The following is a 16,069-nucleotide window of genomic DNA, read 5'->3' on the forward strand; positions in this document are numbered from 1 at the left end:
CGGACGACGCCTAAGCGAACGGGAACACGTCGCGCACACGGGGGCGTCGGTGCAGGACGTATCAACCACGAAGGATGAGTGCATCGGTGAGCGTCGTCATCATCAAACGGCCGCCGCGGATACCGCCTCCGGTCGTACCGGACGGCGAGGTCAAGCTGGAGACGCCCCCCGAGATCCCTCGTGAGGGCGACGAGAGCATGCTGATGAACCTGCTGCCCATGATGGGCATGCTGGGTTCCGTCGGCTTCTTCTTCATGCCCAACCTGCCCTCGTACATGCGGGTGGTCGGCGGGCTGATGCTGGCCTCGACCCTGGCCATGGCCATCGCCCAGTTCGCCAAGTCCCGGCAGGGCGGCGGCGCGGGGATGGCGCAGGACCGGCGTGACTACTTCCGCTACCTGGAGCAGGTCCGCAAGGACGTCAACAAGACGGCGGAACTGCAGCGCCGCAGCCAGCTGTTCCAGCACCCCGAGCCGGACCACCTGTGGGCGGTGGCGGCCGACGGCAAGCGCCTGTGGGAGCGGCGCCCGAGCGACGCCGACTTCGTCTCCGTACGGATGGGGCGCGGCATCCAGCAGCTGAACACCCCGCTGGTGGCTCCGGTGACGGCTCCGAAGGACGAGTTGGAGCCGCTGACCGCGGCGGCCATGAAGGCCTTCCTCGATGCCCACGGCAGCCTGTCCGACCTGCCCTTGTCCGTTTCGCTGCGGGCCTTCTACCACGTGACGATCAGCGGGGACACGGACACGGTCTACGGCAACGCCCGCGCGACGCTCGCCCAGTTGGTCACCCTGCACTCCCCGGAGGACCTGGTGGTCGCCGTGGTGGCGCACCCGTCCACCGCGGCGGAGTGGGACTGGATCAAGTGGCTGCCGCACAGCCAGCACCCGAAGGCCAAGGACGGAGCGGGTTCGGCCCGGCTCCTCTTCGACGACCTCGGGGAACTGGAGGAGGCGCTGGCGGACCAGCTGGACGACCGGCCGCGCTGGAACCGGGACGCGAACCCGCTGTACGACCAGCCGCACCTGATCGTGGTGCTGGACGGCGGCACGGTGCCGCCCGATTCCGAGCTGGCCAGTGCCGAGGGGCTCCAGGGCGTCACCTTCCTCGAACTCGCCCCCGGCGATCTCGAGGAGGAGCTGCGCGCGGGTCTGACGGCCTATGTGAAGCCGGACCGGATGCAGTTGTTCGTCGGGCACGAGTCCGCGTACAGCGGCAAGCCCGATGTGCTGAACCAGGCGCAGGCCGAGTCCCTGGCCCGGCAGCTCGCCCCGTTCCGGGTGGGCTCCGCGGAAGAGGGCGAACCCCTGCTGTCGAACCTGGACTTCACCGACCTGATGGGCATCGGTGACGCGGGTTCCGTCGACGTCTCCCGTACCTGGCGTCCGCGCACCCTGCACGAGCGGCTGCGGGTGCCGATCGGTGTCGGCGAGAACGGCGAGCCCGTCATGCTCGACCTGAAGGAGGCCTCGCAGGAGGGCATGGGCCCGCACGGTCTGTGCGTCGGCGCGACCGGCTCCGGCAAGTCCGAGCTGCTGCGCACCCTGGTGCTCGGGCTCGCGGTCACCCACTCCTCGGAGACGCTGAACTTCATCCTCGCGGACTTCAAGGGCGGTGCGACCTTCGCGGGCATGGCGGACATGCCGCACACCGCGGCCGTGATCACCAACCTCGCCGACGACCTCACCCTCGTCGACCGCATGCGGGACGCGATCACGGGCGAGATGCAGCGCCGGCAGGAACTGCTGCGCACGGCGGGCAACTACGCCAACCTGCACGACTACGAGAAGGCCCGGGCCGCGGGCGCCGCGCTGGAGCCGATGGCCTCGCTGGTGATCGTGCTCGACGAGTTCTCCGAGCTGCTCACGGCCAAGCCCGACTTCATCGACATGTTCATCCAGATCGGCCGTATCGGCCGTTCGCTGGGTGTGCACCTGCTGCTGGCGTCGCAGCGCCTGGAGGAGGGCAAGCTGCGCGGTCTGGACACCTACCTGTCGTACCGGATCGGTCTGCGCACCTTCTCCGCCGCGGAGTCCCGTACGGCGATCGGTGTTCCCGACGCCTACCACCTGCCGTCGATCCCGGGCTCCGGTTACCTGCGCTACGACACCGACACGATGGTCCGTTTCAAGGCGGCGTACGTCTCGGGGCCGTACCACGGCGAGGGGCCCTCCCGGGTGCACCGCTCCACGCAGCTGCGCCCCGCTCTGTTCACGGCGGACCAGGTGGCGCTGCCACCGCAGCCGGTGGTGGAGGAGCCCGAGGCCGACAACCGGGTCGACGACGCGCTCGCCGACACCGTCCTCGACGTCATCGTGGGCAAGATGGTCAACCAGGGGCCGCCCGCCCACCAGGTGTGGCTGCCCCCGCTGGAGGAGGCGCCCTCGCTGGAGCAGCTCCTGCCCCAGCTCGCCGTCACTCCGGAGCGCGGCCTGACCGCGCCGGAGTACACGGCGCTCGGCCGGCTCAACGTGCCGGTCGGCATGGTGGACAAGCCGTTCGAGCAGCGGCGCGACGTGCTGTACCGGGACTTCTCCGGCGGCGCGGGCCACGGTCTGTTCGTCGGTGGTCCGCAGTCCGGCAAGTCGACGCTGCTGCGCACGCTCATCTCGTCGTTCGCACTGACCCACACACCGGCCGAAGTGCAGTTCTACTGCCTGGACTTCGGTGGTGGCGGTCTGATCACGATGGAGGAGCTGGCACACGTCGGCGGGGTCGCCAACCGGCTCGACGCCGAGAAGGTGCGCCGTACGGTCAGCGAGGTCTCGGGCATCCTCGACACCCGCGAGGAGTACTTCCGGGCCCACAACATCGACTCCGTCCAGACCTACCGGCAGCGCCGGGCCGCGGGGCAGCTGCCCGACCAGCCCTGGGGTGACGTCTTCCTCGTCATCGACGGCTGGGCCACCTTCAAGACGGACTACGAGCTGCTGGAGTCCACCGTCACGGACATCGCCACCCGCGGTCTCGGTTTCGGTGTGCACGTGATCCTGACCGCGAGCCGGTACACCGAGGTGCGGCCCGCCCTCAAGGACATGCTGCAGAACCGCATCGAGCTGCGGCTCGGCGATCCGACGGAGTCGGAGATCGACCGCAAGGTCGCGCAGAACGTGCCGGCCACCGTGCCGGGCCGTGGCCTGACCCCGGACAAGCTGCACTTCATGACCGCGCTGCCCAGGGTCGACGGCTCCTCGGCCACGGAGGACCTGGCGGAGGCCACGACGATCCTCGTCCGGGGCGTCAACGACAACTGGCAGGGCGCGCACGCGCCGGTGGTCCGGCTGCTGCCGACGATGCTGCCGGCGGACCGGCTGCCGAAGGGCTTCGAGCACCCGGAGCGCGGTGTGGCCATCGGTATCGACGAGTCGACGCTGTCCCCGGTCTTCGTCGACTTCGAGACCGACCCGCACTTCATCGTGTTCGGCGAGAGCGAGTCCGGCAAGTCCGCGGTGCTGCGGCTGCTGATCAAGCAGATCACCGAGCGCTACACGCCGGACCAGGCGAAGATCGTCCTGGGCGACTACCGGCGTGCCCACATGCAGGGCGTGCCCGAGTCCCACCTGTCGCGCTACTGCCCGTCGGCCCCCTCGCTCACGGAGACACTGGAGGGGCTGGCCGGGTCCATGGGCCGCCGGATGCCGGGCCCGGACATCACGCCCGAGCAGCTGCGCAACCGCAGCTGGTACAGCAGCCCGGACGCGTTCGTCATCATCGACGACTACGACCTGGTGGCGACGGGCATGAACCCGCTGGCCCCGCTCCTGGAGTACCTGCCGTTCGCCCGTGACATCGGTCTGCGCGTCATCATCGCGCGTGCCTCGGGCGGTGCCAGCCGGTCGCTGTACGAGCCGGTGATGCAGCGCATGCGCGAGCTGGGGGCGCAGGGCCTGGTGCTCTCCGGCGACCGGTCGGAGGGCGCGCTGCTGGGCAACATCACGGCGACGCAGCTGCCGCCGGGGCGTGGGTCCTTCCACACGCGGCGGCGCAGCGGTCAGCTGGTGCAGACGGGCTGGCTGCCGGCGCGGTACTGACCGGTCCGCTTCCCGTGGGGCAGGGGCGGCGTCCTGACGGGCGCCGCCCCTGTGTCGTACCCGCCGGTTAGAGTGATGTGACGACGGAAAAGCCGAGCAACGGGGGGCGGTTGTGACGAGCGACGGCCTGCAGGCGGATCCCGCGGTCCTCAAGACCGAGGGCTTCAACATGTTCACGGTGGGCCAGGACTTCGGCAAGGCCGTACAGAGCCTGCAGCAGGGACTGTCCGCGCTGGAGGGCGGTAACGGCGCCACTCCGCCGTGGGGCGACGACGACATCGGCGAGAAGTTCGGCGTCGTCTACGAGGGTCTGCGCGACGGCATGTACGAGTCGATGGGCAGCCTGGCGGAACGCATCGCGGGCATGGGACTGGCCTTCACCGAGATGGGCGTCCGGCACGAGCAGAACGAGGGCAACGAGGACGCGGCCTGGAAGGAACTGACGTCCGAGTACGACGGTCAGGTGGAGCCGCCGGCGACGGTGCACGCGACGTTGCGCCCCCGGCAGGAGTTGTGGTGATCGCCCGGGTGACCCGCCGGTTCCGGAGCGTGAGCGCCGGGTGCGCAAGTAAGGTGGTGCCGCACGTGATTCGTACGGTGGGGAGAGGCGCAGCGACATGACCGAGGCACACCAGGACGAGGCCGCGGCTCCGTCCGAGGACGTCAAGGCGCGCAAGGAGCGGGAGCGGGACGAGCTGTACGCCCTCGACATCTCCGGCGTCGAGTGGCACAGCGCGCCGGGGACCGAGGAGCACGAGGAGCGGGTGGAGATCGCGTACCTGCCCGAAGGCGCCGTGGCGATGCGGTCGTCCCTCGACCCGGACACCGTGCTGCGGTACACCGAGGCGGAGTGGCGGGCGTTCGTCCTCGGGGCGCGGGACGGGGAGTTCGACCTGGAGCCGGCGCCGCACAACGGTGGGGCGGCGAGCGAGTAACGGTTCCGGGCGAGGTCGCTGAGCACGGATCTTGAGCAGGGCTCCTCGTCCGGGCCGGGCCGCGGAGGCGGGCGGCGTCCTGACCGGCTCGCTCCGGGCGGGACCGCCGGCCCCGGGGGCTTTCCGTCCCGGGGGCGGGGGGCGCCGGTACGTTCCGCCCCCGGTGAAGCGGGCGCGCCCCGCTCCATCGGCGCGCAGCCGTCCGCCACCACGGAGCCGGGTGACGTACCGATCTCGCCGCCGCGGGACTCCGGAGGGGCCTACGTCAGTGGCCTGTCAGCCTCGTCGCGTCGGGCCCCCGGCCACGGCCCGCCTCGCCGGCGACCGCGGTCTCACGGTCGAGGTGGAGTCCGGCCATCTCCCACCTGCTCCCCGACGAGAGACGAGAAGGGCACCATGACATCCGACGTCCCCGCGCCGCCTCCCGGCACCCCTCCCACCAGCCCGGAAGAGGCCGTACGGATCGTGCGCGGCCGTTTCGCGCAGCCGACGGCCTCCGACGGCTCGCCCGCCGAGCTGAGCGTGCACGAGTTCGACCTCGGGTACCTGGTGTACCCCACGCCCCGTCCCGTCGAGCCCGGCTCCGGCCGGCCCGCCGCGCCCGCACCGCCCGGCGGAGCCAAGGTCGTCGTCTCCAAGGAGACCGGTGAGACCGTGACCGTCCCCAACTACCCGACGGAACAGGCGATCGCCCTGTACCGAGAGATCCGTGGACGCGGCGACTGACGGCGGCGGGATCCCCGCACGGTCCAGCGCACCACCCCGTCCACCACGAGGACGTCCACGACAAGGACTGGAGCCCATGTCCCGCGCGAGCGACGGCTACGCACCGCATCCCTACACCGGCGGTCGCAGCGCGGTGCTGCGTGCCCTGGCCGCCTGGCGGATGGAGTGGCCGGGCACCCCGAGCGTGCTGGTCCTGACCGGGAACCCGGGCAGCGGCCGGTCGCGCCTGATCACCGGATTCCTGATGCTCTGCGATCCGGAGTACCGCAAGCGGCTGCCCCTCGACGACCTCGACCCCACGACCGTGCCGCCCGACCTGCCCGCCCCCGCCGTCCCCGCGGTCGCCGGGCTGACCGCGGCCCAGGCTCTGTGGCTGCTCGCCGACCACTACGGCCTGGACGCCGGCAGCACCGAGGAGGTGTACGCCGGGCTGGCCGCCCTCGACGGGCCGGTGACCGTCGTCGTACCGGACACCGACCGCGCCGGCCCGGTGCGTGCCGCGGGCGAACCCGCCCGGCTGGTACGGGAGGTGCTCGCCCCGCTGGCCGCCACCGGCAACGTCCGCCTGCTCGCCGAGGCGGATCGCGCGGTTGCCGGGGAACTGGCCGCGAGTCTGCCGCCCGGCACCGTGCGGATCGTCGACCTCGACGATCCGGAGTGGGCCGACCCCGACGGTCTTGTGCTGCATGCCCGGACGGCGCTGAGCCCGGACATGGGCGCGCCCGAGCTGCCGTTCACCACGGAGCCGTCCGTCCGTCTCGCGCTCGGCGCGGCCATCGGCCGCCGGGCCGGCGGCAGTCCGCTCGTCGTCGAGCTGGCCGTGAACTGCCTGCTGATGGCTCCGGAGGGTTTCGACCCCGCCGATGACGCCTGGCTCCCGTCCTCTGTGGGCGAGGCCCTGGATCTGCACGCCCGGCGGCTGGGTGCGGACCCCGGGACACTGCGGTCGATCCTGGCGCCGCTCGCCCTGGCCGAGGGCGACGGTCTGCCGGTCCAGCTCTGGCCGCGTCTGGCCGGCGCCGTCGCGGAACAGGACATGAGCCGGGCCGTCGCGGACGGGATGCGGCTGGCCGGACCGTTCCTGCAGCCCCTGGAAGAGGGGGCGGGCGGTGACGGTGACCGTACGCTGCTGCGGCTGCTGCACCCTGCCGTCGGCGACGAGGTCCGGGCCGGCCTGCCGGACGTCCGCGCCGCCCAGACGAGGATCGCGATGGCGCTGCTGGAGGCGGTACCGGACCAGGACTGGAGCAAGGCCGACCCGTACGTGCGCGACCACCTCGCCGGCCACACCCTCGAAGCGGGCCTGCTGCCCCAGCTCCTCACCGACCCGGGACTGTTCGTGCACGCCGATCCGGTTCCGCTGCGCGCGGCCGTCGAGGCCGTACCGGCCGAGTCGCTCGGCGCCCCCGCCCGCACCTATCTGCGGACGGCTCCCCTGCTGACCCGTACCGAGGCGCCCGCCGTACTGCGCGCCGCCCTGCTGGAGACCGCCTTCGTGGAGGACGGTCTGCCCGAGTACGCCGAAGCCCTGCACCGGCTCGGCCTCGGCCTGCCCTGGCAGACGTTGTGGAGTCTGCCCGTGCCCGGTGTCAGCGCCGTGACCGTCGGCAGCCTGCCGCGCGCCGAGGGCCCGGCCGTCCCCGTGGCCGTCCTCGTCGTCCCGCCGGGCACACCTGGCGCGCTTCCGGTCGACGGTTCCGGCGCGGAGTCCGGTTCCGCGGCCCTGGTCCAGGGCCTGGTACGGCCGGACGACCTCGGCGGGGCGGGGCCCGGTCTCGATCTCGGGCTGGTCCGGCGGCCGTCCGAACAGGAGCGGGCCGAGGCTCCGCTGGGGCTGAGCCGTGGCGCCGACTACCTGCGCGTCTGGGACCGGGCGAGCGGGGACGTCGTGGCCGCGCTGATCTCCGACACGCCCTTCACCGCCGCCGATCTGTCTCCCGACGGCGTCCTGCTCGCCGCCTCCGGGCGCGGGGTGAAGGCTCTGCGCATCCTCCTCGACGGACCGGCGCTAGCCTCTTAGGCGCGCACGGCGGTCCCATGCCCCGCGTCGGTGCCCCGCCCCTTTCTCTCCCCCGACCGATCCGCTCTCGAAGGAGCCTTCTCGTGACCAGCCAGGAGCAGGCGCTCGCCATCGCCGACCGGTGGCTCAATCCGGAAGGCTCGGCCGAGCCCCGCGAGGTGCGGATGCGGGAGTTCGACCTCGGCTGGGTCGTGTGGGCCGCGCCCGCGGCGCCCGAGGCCGACCCGGAGACCGGTGAGCGACGGCCGCCCGCCGAGGTCGGCAACGCGTGCGGGGTCGTGGACCGCCGTACCGGCGAGCTGACGGTGTGGCCCTCGGTGCCGGTCGACGAGGTCGTCCGGATGTACCGGCGGAAGCACGGCGGTGACGCTCAGGGCAGTGCCCGGGCGGAGGACGCGCCCCCGGTCACCGGTCCGGGCAACACCGCGGTCTTCACGTACACCGACCCGGCCACCGGCGGGGAGACCACCCTCTTCCGCACCTCCGGCCCCGGGCTGCCCCCTGCCGAGTACCAGGCATGGGGCGAGCTGCGACGCCTGGACGTGCCCGCCGGTGACGTCCTCGCGATCCACACCGACCTGCGTCCCAGCCTGCTGCCCGGCGGCTACCCGGCCGAACTCCTCAACGCCTTCCCCAACGCCCGGCTCTCCTGCTCACAGGAGTACGGGGCGCGGTCCGAGACCCGCGCCGAGGGCATCGCGGCCCTGGTCGAGCAGGTGGAGACCATGCACCGGATCGCGGGCCGGCAGCCACCGCCCCGCCCGCACCGGCTTCCGGTCCCGGACCGGGTGACACCCGCGGAGGCGATGGACGACGCGGCCCTGGGACGGCACCTCGCCGGGGTCTTCGGCGAGGACGGCGTACGCCGTTACGACGCCGGGACGCTGGCGGGCACCCCGCTGCCGGAGGCCACCAAGGCCACGCTCGGCACGGCCGGGCTGCCCGTCGACCTTCCGCTCTTCTTCACGGCCGACCGGCCCGAGGCGCCTCCGGCGGGCGGCCTGTTCACCGATGCCGCCACGAACCTGCGCGCACGGCACAGCCCGGCCGGCGAGGAGAAGGTCGGCGCGCTGGCGCACCTGGTCCGCATCGGCTTCGACGGGGTCGCGGTCATCACGGTGCAGTGCCCGCCGGGGGTCGGCCGGCCCGACGGGTACGGCACGGTCTGGGCGGTGGACCCGGTCACCGCCAGCGCGCGGTACGTGAACGAGTCCACCGCTGCCTTCGCGCGCTGCCTGGCCCTGCTCGCCACCGCACGGCAGGGGATGCGGGGCCTGGATCCGGTCGCGGCCGGGTCGCGGGTCGCCGCGCTCCAGGAGCGGTTGGCGGCCGTCGACCCTTCCGCGCTGGGCGACGCGGACGCCTGGTGGTCGTTGATCGTCGAGCAGATGTGGCACGGGCTGTTCTAGGGGGCTTCTGCTCGGTCGCGACGCCGCGGAGATCCCTCAGCCGTCAGGAACAGGCTCCGGTGATCAGGAACAGGCTCCGGTGATCAGGAACGGAACAGCCCTCCTGATCAGGAACAGCTTCCAGTGATCTGGAACCAGCCTCACGTGATCTGGAACAGCCTCCTGTGATCAGTACAGCGAGAATCCGCCGCTGTGCCGTCCCTGGGTGCCCTTCCTCGGCTGCGACAAGTCCCGCTGCGGCTTCCTCGGTTCGGGTGCCGCCGGGGCAGGGCTGCCGCCCGCGGGTGTCTCCCCGCGCCTGAGCCGCTCGCGCTCCTCCTCGGAGAGCGACTCCCACCGCCCCCGCAGGGACTCCATGCCCCCACCACCCAGGGCACGGGCCATCGCGGGGTCGTTCAGGGCGTCGCGCAGGGCCAGCCGGCCGGTCAGCAGCCGCTTCGCCGCGTCCTGGAGGTCCTTGCTCGCGCCGTCGGCCTGGGAGAGCCTGCGCAAGGCGGAGTTCAGCGAGCGGATCTGGGCCGGTTCCAGTGCCTCGTCCAGTACACCCCGCTCCGGTGACGGGTCGTGCCGGTCCGGTGTCTTCCCGGGTTGCCCTGTCATGTCGGCGCCTCCTCGCTGGTCCCCACTTCTCGGCACCTGAAGTATCTCCCGTCACTCACGAGTGTCATGCTGACGTCTTCGGCGGCCGAGCAGAAGGGTGGCGGTGTCATGGCGCGGACGCACAGCACGGGAAAGGACCGCCCTTCCTCCGGGCCGTCCGGACCCTCCGGTCTGGTGGCCGGCGCCCTCGGCCGCCTCGGCCGGGCAGGTGGCCTGGTCTTCCTGCTGGCGGGACTGCTGCTGAGCGGCTGGGGCGCGTACCAGGGGGCGTACCTGGCCGGGTGGGCGGGCACGCACGGCACGCTGACGGTGGAGCGGTGCGACATCAGCTATCCGAACAACGCCTCCCGCAGCAGCCACAAGAACCGCCGGCCGGTGCGCTGCGCGGGCACCTTCGTGTCCGACGACGGCAAGAGCCGGGACGCCGGGGCCGCGGTGCAGGTGCGGCAACGGTTCGCCGTCGGCACCGAACTGACGGTGCAGCAGACGGAGCCACCGTCGGCGTCCGGGGCGGCGGACGCCGACTACGTCCAGAGCGGCGCGGGCCGCGCCTGGCGCTGGTTCGGCGCCTTCTTCGGGGGCTGGGTCCTGACCGGGCTCGGCGTCTTCTGCCTCGCCACCGGATACGCCCCGTTCGGCCGGAGCCGCGTCTCGTACGACGCGGCGTGGGAGGCGTCCGGGCGGGGTGTCACCCGGCCGGTCGTGATCGGGATGCTCGGGGTGGGCCTCGTAGGGGCCGGAGTATGCCTGCTGGTCAGCTACTTCGTCTGACCTGTGCCGCGGCGGACCGCCACGCGGGTCCGGGACGGGGACGGAGGCCGCTGCAGCGAAGCTGTGACAGCGAGGTCCTGAAGTCCCCGGTCCGTACTCCGTACACTCTTGCGGACGGCTGTACTCCTGTGTGACTCCTTTTGCCGATCGGGGGAGTTGGGCAGCCGTGAGGTGCGACGGGGGTTGTTGCTGTGTCGATGATGCTGCCGGACGAGCTCGAGTGGGTCCTCGAAATGCTCGGCTACCGCTGGCCGACCGCCGACGAGGACAAACTCCGGGAGTCCGCGCAGCTGTGGCGGAAGTTCGGCGACGACGTCACCCAACTGCACACCGCCGCCAACACCAGCGCCCGCACCGTCACGGCCCACAACGCCGGCGCGTCCATCGACGCCTTCACCAAGACCTACGCCAAGTTCGACGGTGGCAACGGCGGTGACGGCTACCTCGGCAACGCGGCCCAGGCGGCCCACATCATCGCCAATGTGATGGACGCCTGCGCCTACCTCGTCGAGTTCGCCAAGTGGGCCGTCATCGCCCAGCTCATCGCCCTCGCCATCGAGATCGCCGCCGCCCAGGTGGCCGCCCCCTTCACTTTCGGCCTCTCCGAAGTCGCGGCCCTCGGGGCCACCCAGGCCACCCGCCTCATCGTCCGGCGTCTCCTCGACGAACTCAAAGACGCCCTGATGGAAGCCATCGTCGAGGCGATGAAGGAGCCCGCGGTCTCCGCGATCGAGGCGATCATCACCGACCTGGTACGCCAGTCCGTCAACGTCGGCTTCGGCGCCCAGCAGGGTTTCGATCTGTCGCAGACGGTCAAGGCCGGCGCCCAGGGCGGCTGGGAGGCCGTCAAACAGACCCCGCAGACCCTCGCCGAGGGCGTCCGCGACAGCCTCGGCTCCAAAGCGGGCAACCGTGTCCACCACGCCATCGACAGCCGCATCGACGGATACGGCAACTCCTCGTCGGAGGCGCCGGGCAGCGGCGGCCCGGGGGGCGACGGCTCGGGCTCCGGGTCTTCCGGCTCGTCCGGGTCTTCTGGCTCTTCTGGCAGTTCCGGCTCTTCCGGCTCTTCCGGCTCGGACGCCTCCTCGTCATCGACCCGTTCGGGCATCGGCAGCGGCATATCCGCCGAGACCGGCGGCACCACCGTGGGAGCGCCGGACGTCGGCTCCGGGCCCGACTCCGGCTCCGGCACCGGTTCCGGACCGAGTTCGTCCTCCTCGGACACGTCCTATCCGAGACCCACTCCCTCATCGACCGGACCGACACTGTCCGACTTCGACGACCCCTCCCCCGTCGCGGCAACGACCAGCACCCCGGACACCAGCGGCACGACGGGCACCTCCGGCACCTCCCACACCGGCGGCGGCTCCTCCGTCTCCGGCCTCTCCTCACCGACCCCGCACTCCGCGCCCGCCCCCACCTCGTCCGGCGGCACCGCCTCGTCCTCGTCGGGCAACGGCGGCATCAGCACCAACATCGACAGCCTCGCCGCCGGCATCCCCACCCAGAGTGCCGCGACCCCGGCCCCAGCAGCGGACCCGGCCCCCGGCGGCAGCGGGGGCCGCACGGACAGCGGCTCGGCCATGCCGACCTCCCCCACCGCGCCGACCACCACAGGCGGCGGGACGGCGGGCACCCGCCCGGCCACACACGCTCCGGGCGCCTCCTCGACGACCGGCCCCACCAGCCCGACCACGCAGGCCGGCCCGGCACGCACCCCCTCCGCCGCCGCGCCCGTCACCGGTTCGGTCCCCGGAAACACCACCGCCACCGGCCCCAACACGCCCACCTCGGGACCGGCACGTACTCCTGCCGCCAGCACCGGGGCCGCCACTGGCCCCGCCTCCACCCCGCAGTCCACACCCGCCGGCCAGTCACAGCACCCGCGCACCTCGCCGAGCACGCCGAACGTGCCCAGTACGCCGTCCACCTCCACCCCTTCGACGAACACCCGGTCACCAGGCGCTGACGGCCGTACACCGGGAACCCCGGACAACCGCACCCCGGACAACCGCACCCCGGGCAACCGCATCACGGGTACGACGGACAGCCGCACCCCGGGCACGGCGGACAGCCGTACCCCGGGCACGGCGGACGACCGCACCCCAGGAAGTACGAACAGCCGCACTCCGCACCAGACCACTCCCCACACCGCACCGACCGGCCACACCCCGGCGCCCAACACCCCGGACAGGAACGGCACCCACGCCCCCACCACACGCCAGGACCCGAGCGCGCCCCCGGTCACCACCCGGACTCCGCGCGCGTCCTCGGCGACCGCCCAGAACCCAGGTCAGAGCAGTCCGACCCAGCCCCCCTCCTCCAGGGCCACGCAGCCGTCGACCGGCGCTCCGGCGACGACACCCCCCACCGACCCGGACCGGACCTCAGCGCCGTCCGGCCGGACAGCAGCCCCCTCCCCCCGGCCCGGCCCGGTCACGAACGCCCCCACCGGCACGCACAGCCAGGCCGGCACCACCCCCGCACGACCGCCCCACCAGCCCGCCGGCAACGCCACCAGCGCCCCCGGAACCCCCGGCACGCCCCGCACACCGAACACCCCTCAGCAGCCCGCCGCTCAGCCGGCTCCCCCGCAGAGCACGCCCCCCACCCAGCAGCAGCCACGGGACAACCAGGTCACGGCGGTCCCGATCCCCACCGCCCTGCACACCCCGGCACCCACCGCCTCCCCCGCCCAGACGACCCCCACCACGCCCCAGGCCCCCCAGGCGCCGGGCTCCCCCACCACCCCCGGCGCCCCCACGCCCCCACATCAGCCCCAGCGGGACAGCCTCCAGGACATCCGCGCCGACCTGGACCACTCCCCCGGCGGCCTCACCCCACCCGACCCCGCCGACCAGCAGGCCCTCACCGACGCCGTCCCCCACAACGAGGACGGCACCCCCGAACGCTTCCCCGACCCCTTCGGCCCCTGGACCGGACTCCAGAACGACGGCGGCCCCACCGTCCCCGGCCGCAGCAACAACTGCGCCGACTGCTCCCGCTCCTTCCTCGAAACCTGGTACGGCAACCCCCAGGTCAGCGCCCCCCGCACCCCGGACACCGACCTCAACGGCAACCCCGACACCTGGTCACCCGAAACCGACGCCAACGACAACCAGATCCGCTGGACCGGCGCCACCCACACCTACGCCGGCCCCGGCGGCGACCCCGACACCGCCCACACCATCGCCAGCACCCTCCAACAAGCCGGCCCCGGCTCCGCCGCCATCGTCCAGGTCGACTGGCCCGGCGGAGGCGGCCACGCCTACAACGCCGTCAACCACAACGGCACCATCGTCTGGATCGACACCCAGAGCGGCCAGGTCAGCCACCAGCCCCTTCACATCGACCAAGCCGCCCACGTCTGGCACATCCCCCTCGATCCCGACCGCAACCCCATCGACACCGCCCAGCCCCAGACGGAAGACACCGAGACATCCGCGGATCCCGCGAAGCCCGAGAATTCCGAGACCTCCGAGACCTCCGAGACCTCCGAGACGTCCGAGACGACCGAGACGACCGAGACGTCCGAGCATTCCGAAGGCTCGAAGAACTCCGCCCAGCAGACAGCCACCTCCCCCCAGAACACCGACGACTCGCCACACGGCCACCAGGCCGATGAGGAGCAGCAGACCACCACCACGGACCCGGCCGGTGACAACACAGCCCGGGTCCCGGACCAGAACACCACCGACGGCCCCGGCGACGCCCCCTCCCGCCCGGACCCGCTCCCGGCCACCGCCACCCGTGACACCACTCCGCCGGGCGGCGTCACCCACCCCACCCTCGCCGAGCAGAACGCCCTCGACAACGCCGTCCCCCGAGATGAGAACGGCGACCCCACCCGGCCGCCGGACCCCACGGACGGCCCCTGGGTCCAGCGCGTCAACGGCGCCGGGACGGACGCCCCCGGCCGCAGCAACAACTGCGTCGACGTCGCCCTTTCCACCGTGGACACGTACGCCGGCAACCCCACCGCGGCCGCCGCCCGCACCCCCGACCCGAACCCCGACGGCACCCCCTCCGACCGCGGCGAGAGGGCCGGCCGCGACCGGATCGAGCACACCCTCGGCGCCCGCTTCAGCGACCTCGGCAACGGCCGCGACGCCTTCGACCGCCTGGAGAACACCCTCCGCGACAGCGGCCACGGGTCCCAGGCCGTGATCCTCACCCAGGACGCCGACGGCCGGGCCCACGCCTGGAACGCCGTCAACCACAACGGCCGCGTCACCTATGTCGACGCCCAGACGGGCCGGACCAGTGCCCATCCCCTGCACAGCGGCAGCAACGGCGTGTTCGCGATCCCCTTGAACGCCGACCGGCAGCCTGTGGCGGCGACGGCCAGTGGCCGGCCGCAGGCCGGTCCGACGCCTGACTCGCCTGTGCCGGCAACACGGACGGACGTGACCGGCAACCGTGAGCCGGCAGCCGCCCCGGCCGGTGCGGCACCGGGGCACGCGAACGGCTCCGGCACGCCACAGCATCATCCTCTGGACGACCCGGGACGCCGGGACCACCCGCGTCTCACAGAACCGGAGACGGTCGACTCCACGCACTACGGCATGAGGCCCATGCCTGACCAGCAGGTCCTCCGGCAGACCAATGACGTACGGCAGTTGCCGCTGGACCCGGTGCACCAGCAGCTCGACCGTTGGCTGGACCCCGTCCCCACCGAGAACGGCGACGGTACCCGGGTGCCCCTCGTGGACGCCTTGCGCCTGTGCAGTCCGCCCCGCCCCGACGACCCTGACCACCAGCCCGTGGTCCTGAGGCACGACGACCTCGCCCGCATCCTCCCGGGCTTCGCCGACATGCACCCCGGTGAGCGCGGAGCGGTGATCGCCTCGCTGGCCCGGTTGAGCCTCAACTTCCACGCCTCCCACGCGGTCAGCGCGAGCCCGGAACCCACACCGGGCTATCCCCGTCACGGCACGCAAGCCCACAGCACCGCGGGGTGGAACTCCGCACACCGACGCGAGGACCCCAACGAGTCCGACGACCCCGATGCTCTGGAGCAAGCCATCCGGGATGCCTTCGGCAGGGCGGGCTTCAGTGGCGCATTGCGCGACGCCGGGGAACACCGTCCGGACTTCACCGGCCGCAATTACGCGACGGTCGAGGTCTACGATCCGGTGAGCAAGAGAATCAGTTACGTGGTCGACAGTTCCTATCCGAACCCCGGCGGAGGTGAATCCGGCAAGCATTCAGAGAGGAACATTCTCGACTATTTGGACACCGTTAACGCTGCGAGAGGCGACGGAGCGAAGTACGAGCCTCTCAGCATGTACTCGGACCGGGAACCCTGCGGGCACGGCCAAGGCTACGCGAACTGCGCCAGGCTGCTCTCGGAGAGAGTGCCCGGCGTGGACATCTTCTACGGCACCGGATACCGGAAGAACGCAGAAGTGGCCGACGCGTCCGAGACCCCCGCGGGCGGCTACAAAAGGCGCTTCGACAAGGACTTCGCCAGGAACATCGTCGCACTCGGTAAAATATGGACGCGTGCGATGTCGGAAGGCGGACTGCGGGACGATGGGACGACGTGACGACGTGACGGCGACACGAACGAGA

9 protein-coding genes are annotated in these 16,069 nt (G+C 72.3%); 8 read left to right on the forward strand and 1 reads right to left on the reverse strand.

Going from position 1 to position 16,069, the window contains the following annotated elements:
* The first annotated feature begins 86 nt into the window (after positions 1-86).
* The 6 genes from eccCa (at position 87) to ACZ3IG_RS21875 (ending at position 9,121) form a co-directional block, all read left to right on the forward strand.
* Positions 87-4,031 carry a type VII secretion protein EccCa gene (gene eccCa / locus ACZ3IG_RS21850; RefSeq protein ID WP_467434096.1) on the forward strand — a complete coding sequence of 1,315 codons (3,945 nt, stop codon included), beginning with the start codon at positions 87-89 and terminating at the stop codon, positions 4,029-4,031.
* Between the two features lie 112 nt (positions 4,032-4,143).
* A complete protein-coding gene (locus tag ACZ3IG_RS21855; protein WP_467434097.1) occupies positions 4,144-4,551 on the forward strand; it encodes a hypothetical protein in 408 nt (135 codons plus the stop codon).
* A gap of 97 nt (positions 4,552-4,648) precedes the next feature.
* On the forward strand, positions 4,649-4,966 hold the full coding sequence (locus ACZ3IG_RS21860; protein ID WP_467434098.1) for a DUF397 domain-containing protein: 318 nt from the start codon (positions 4,649-4,651) through the stop codon (positions 4,964-4,966).
* 396 nt (positions 4,967-5,362) lie between these two features.
* Positions 5,363-5,692 carry a hypothetical protein gene (locus ACZ3IG_RS21865; RefSeq protein ID WP_467434100.1) on the forward strand — a complete coding sequence of 110 codons (330 nt, stop codon included), beginning with the start codon at positions 5,363-5,365 and terminating at the stop codon, positions 5,690-5,692.
* Between the two features lie 76 nt (positions 5,693-5,768).
* A complete protein-coding gene (locus tag ACZ3IG_RS21870) occupies positions 5,769-7,712 on the forward strand; it encodes an ATP-binding protein (RefSeq protein ID WP_467434101.1) in 1,944 nt (647 codons plus the stop codon).
* An 83-nt stretch (positions 7,713-7,795) separates the two neighbouring features.
* A complete protein-coding gene (locus ACZ3IG_RS21875; protein WP_467434103.1) occupies positions 7,796-9,121 on the forward strand; it encodes an SUKH-4 family immunity protein in 1,326 nt (441 codons plus the stop codon).
* Between the two features lie 168 nt (positions 9,122-9,289).
* On the opposite strand, the gene ACZ3IG_RS21880 is transcribed toward ACZ3IG_RS21875, so the two are convergent.
* Positions 9,290-9,721, reverse strand: coding sequence for a hypothetical protein (locus tag ACZ3IG_RS21880; protein ID WP_467434104.1), 432 nt, complete (start codon positions 9,719-9,721; stop codon positions 9,290-9,292).
* Positions 9,722-9,787: 66 nt separating this feature from the next.
* On the opposite strand from ACZ3IG_RS21880, the gene ACZ3IG_RS21885 reads away from it, so the two are divergent.
* Both ACZ3IG_RS21885 and ACZ3IG_RS21890 read left to right on the forward strand, forming a co-directional pair.
* Positions 9,788-10,492 (forward strand): hypothetical protein, encoded by a 705-nt coding sequence (locus ACZ3IG_RS21885; RefSeq protein ID WP_467434105.1) that lies wholly within the window; start codon positions 9,788-9,790, stop codon positions 10,490-10,492.
* A 197-nt stretch (positions 10,493-10,689) separates the two neighbouring features.
* Complete coding sequence (locus ACZ3IG_RS21890; protein ID WP_467434107.1) at positions 10,690-16,044, forward strand: toxin glutamine deamidase domain-containing protein; 5,355 nt, start codon at positions 10,690-10,692, stop codon at positions 16,042-16,044.
* Positions 16,045-16,069: the final 25 nt, after the last annotated feature.

This window comes from Streptomyces sp. NPDC016677 (genome assembly GCF_055562815.1).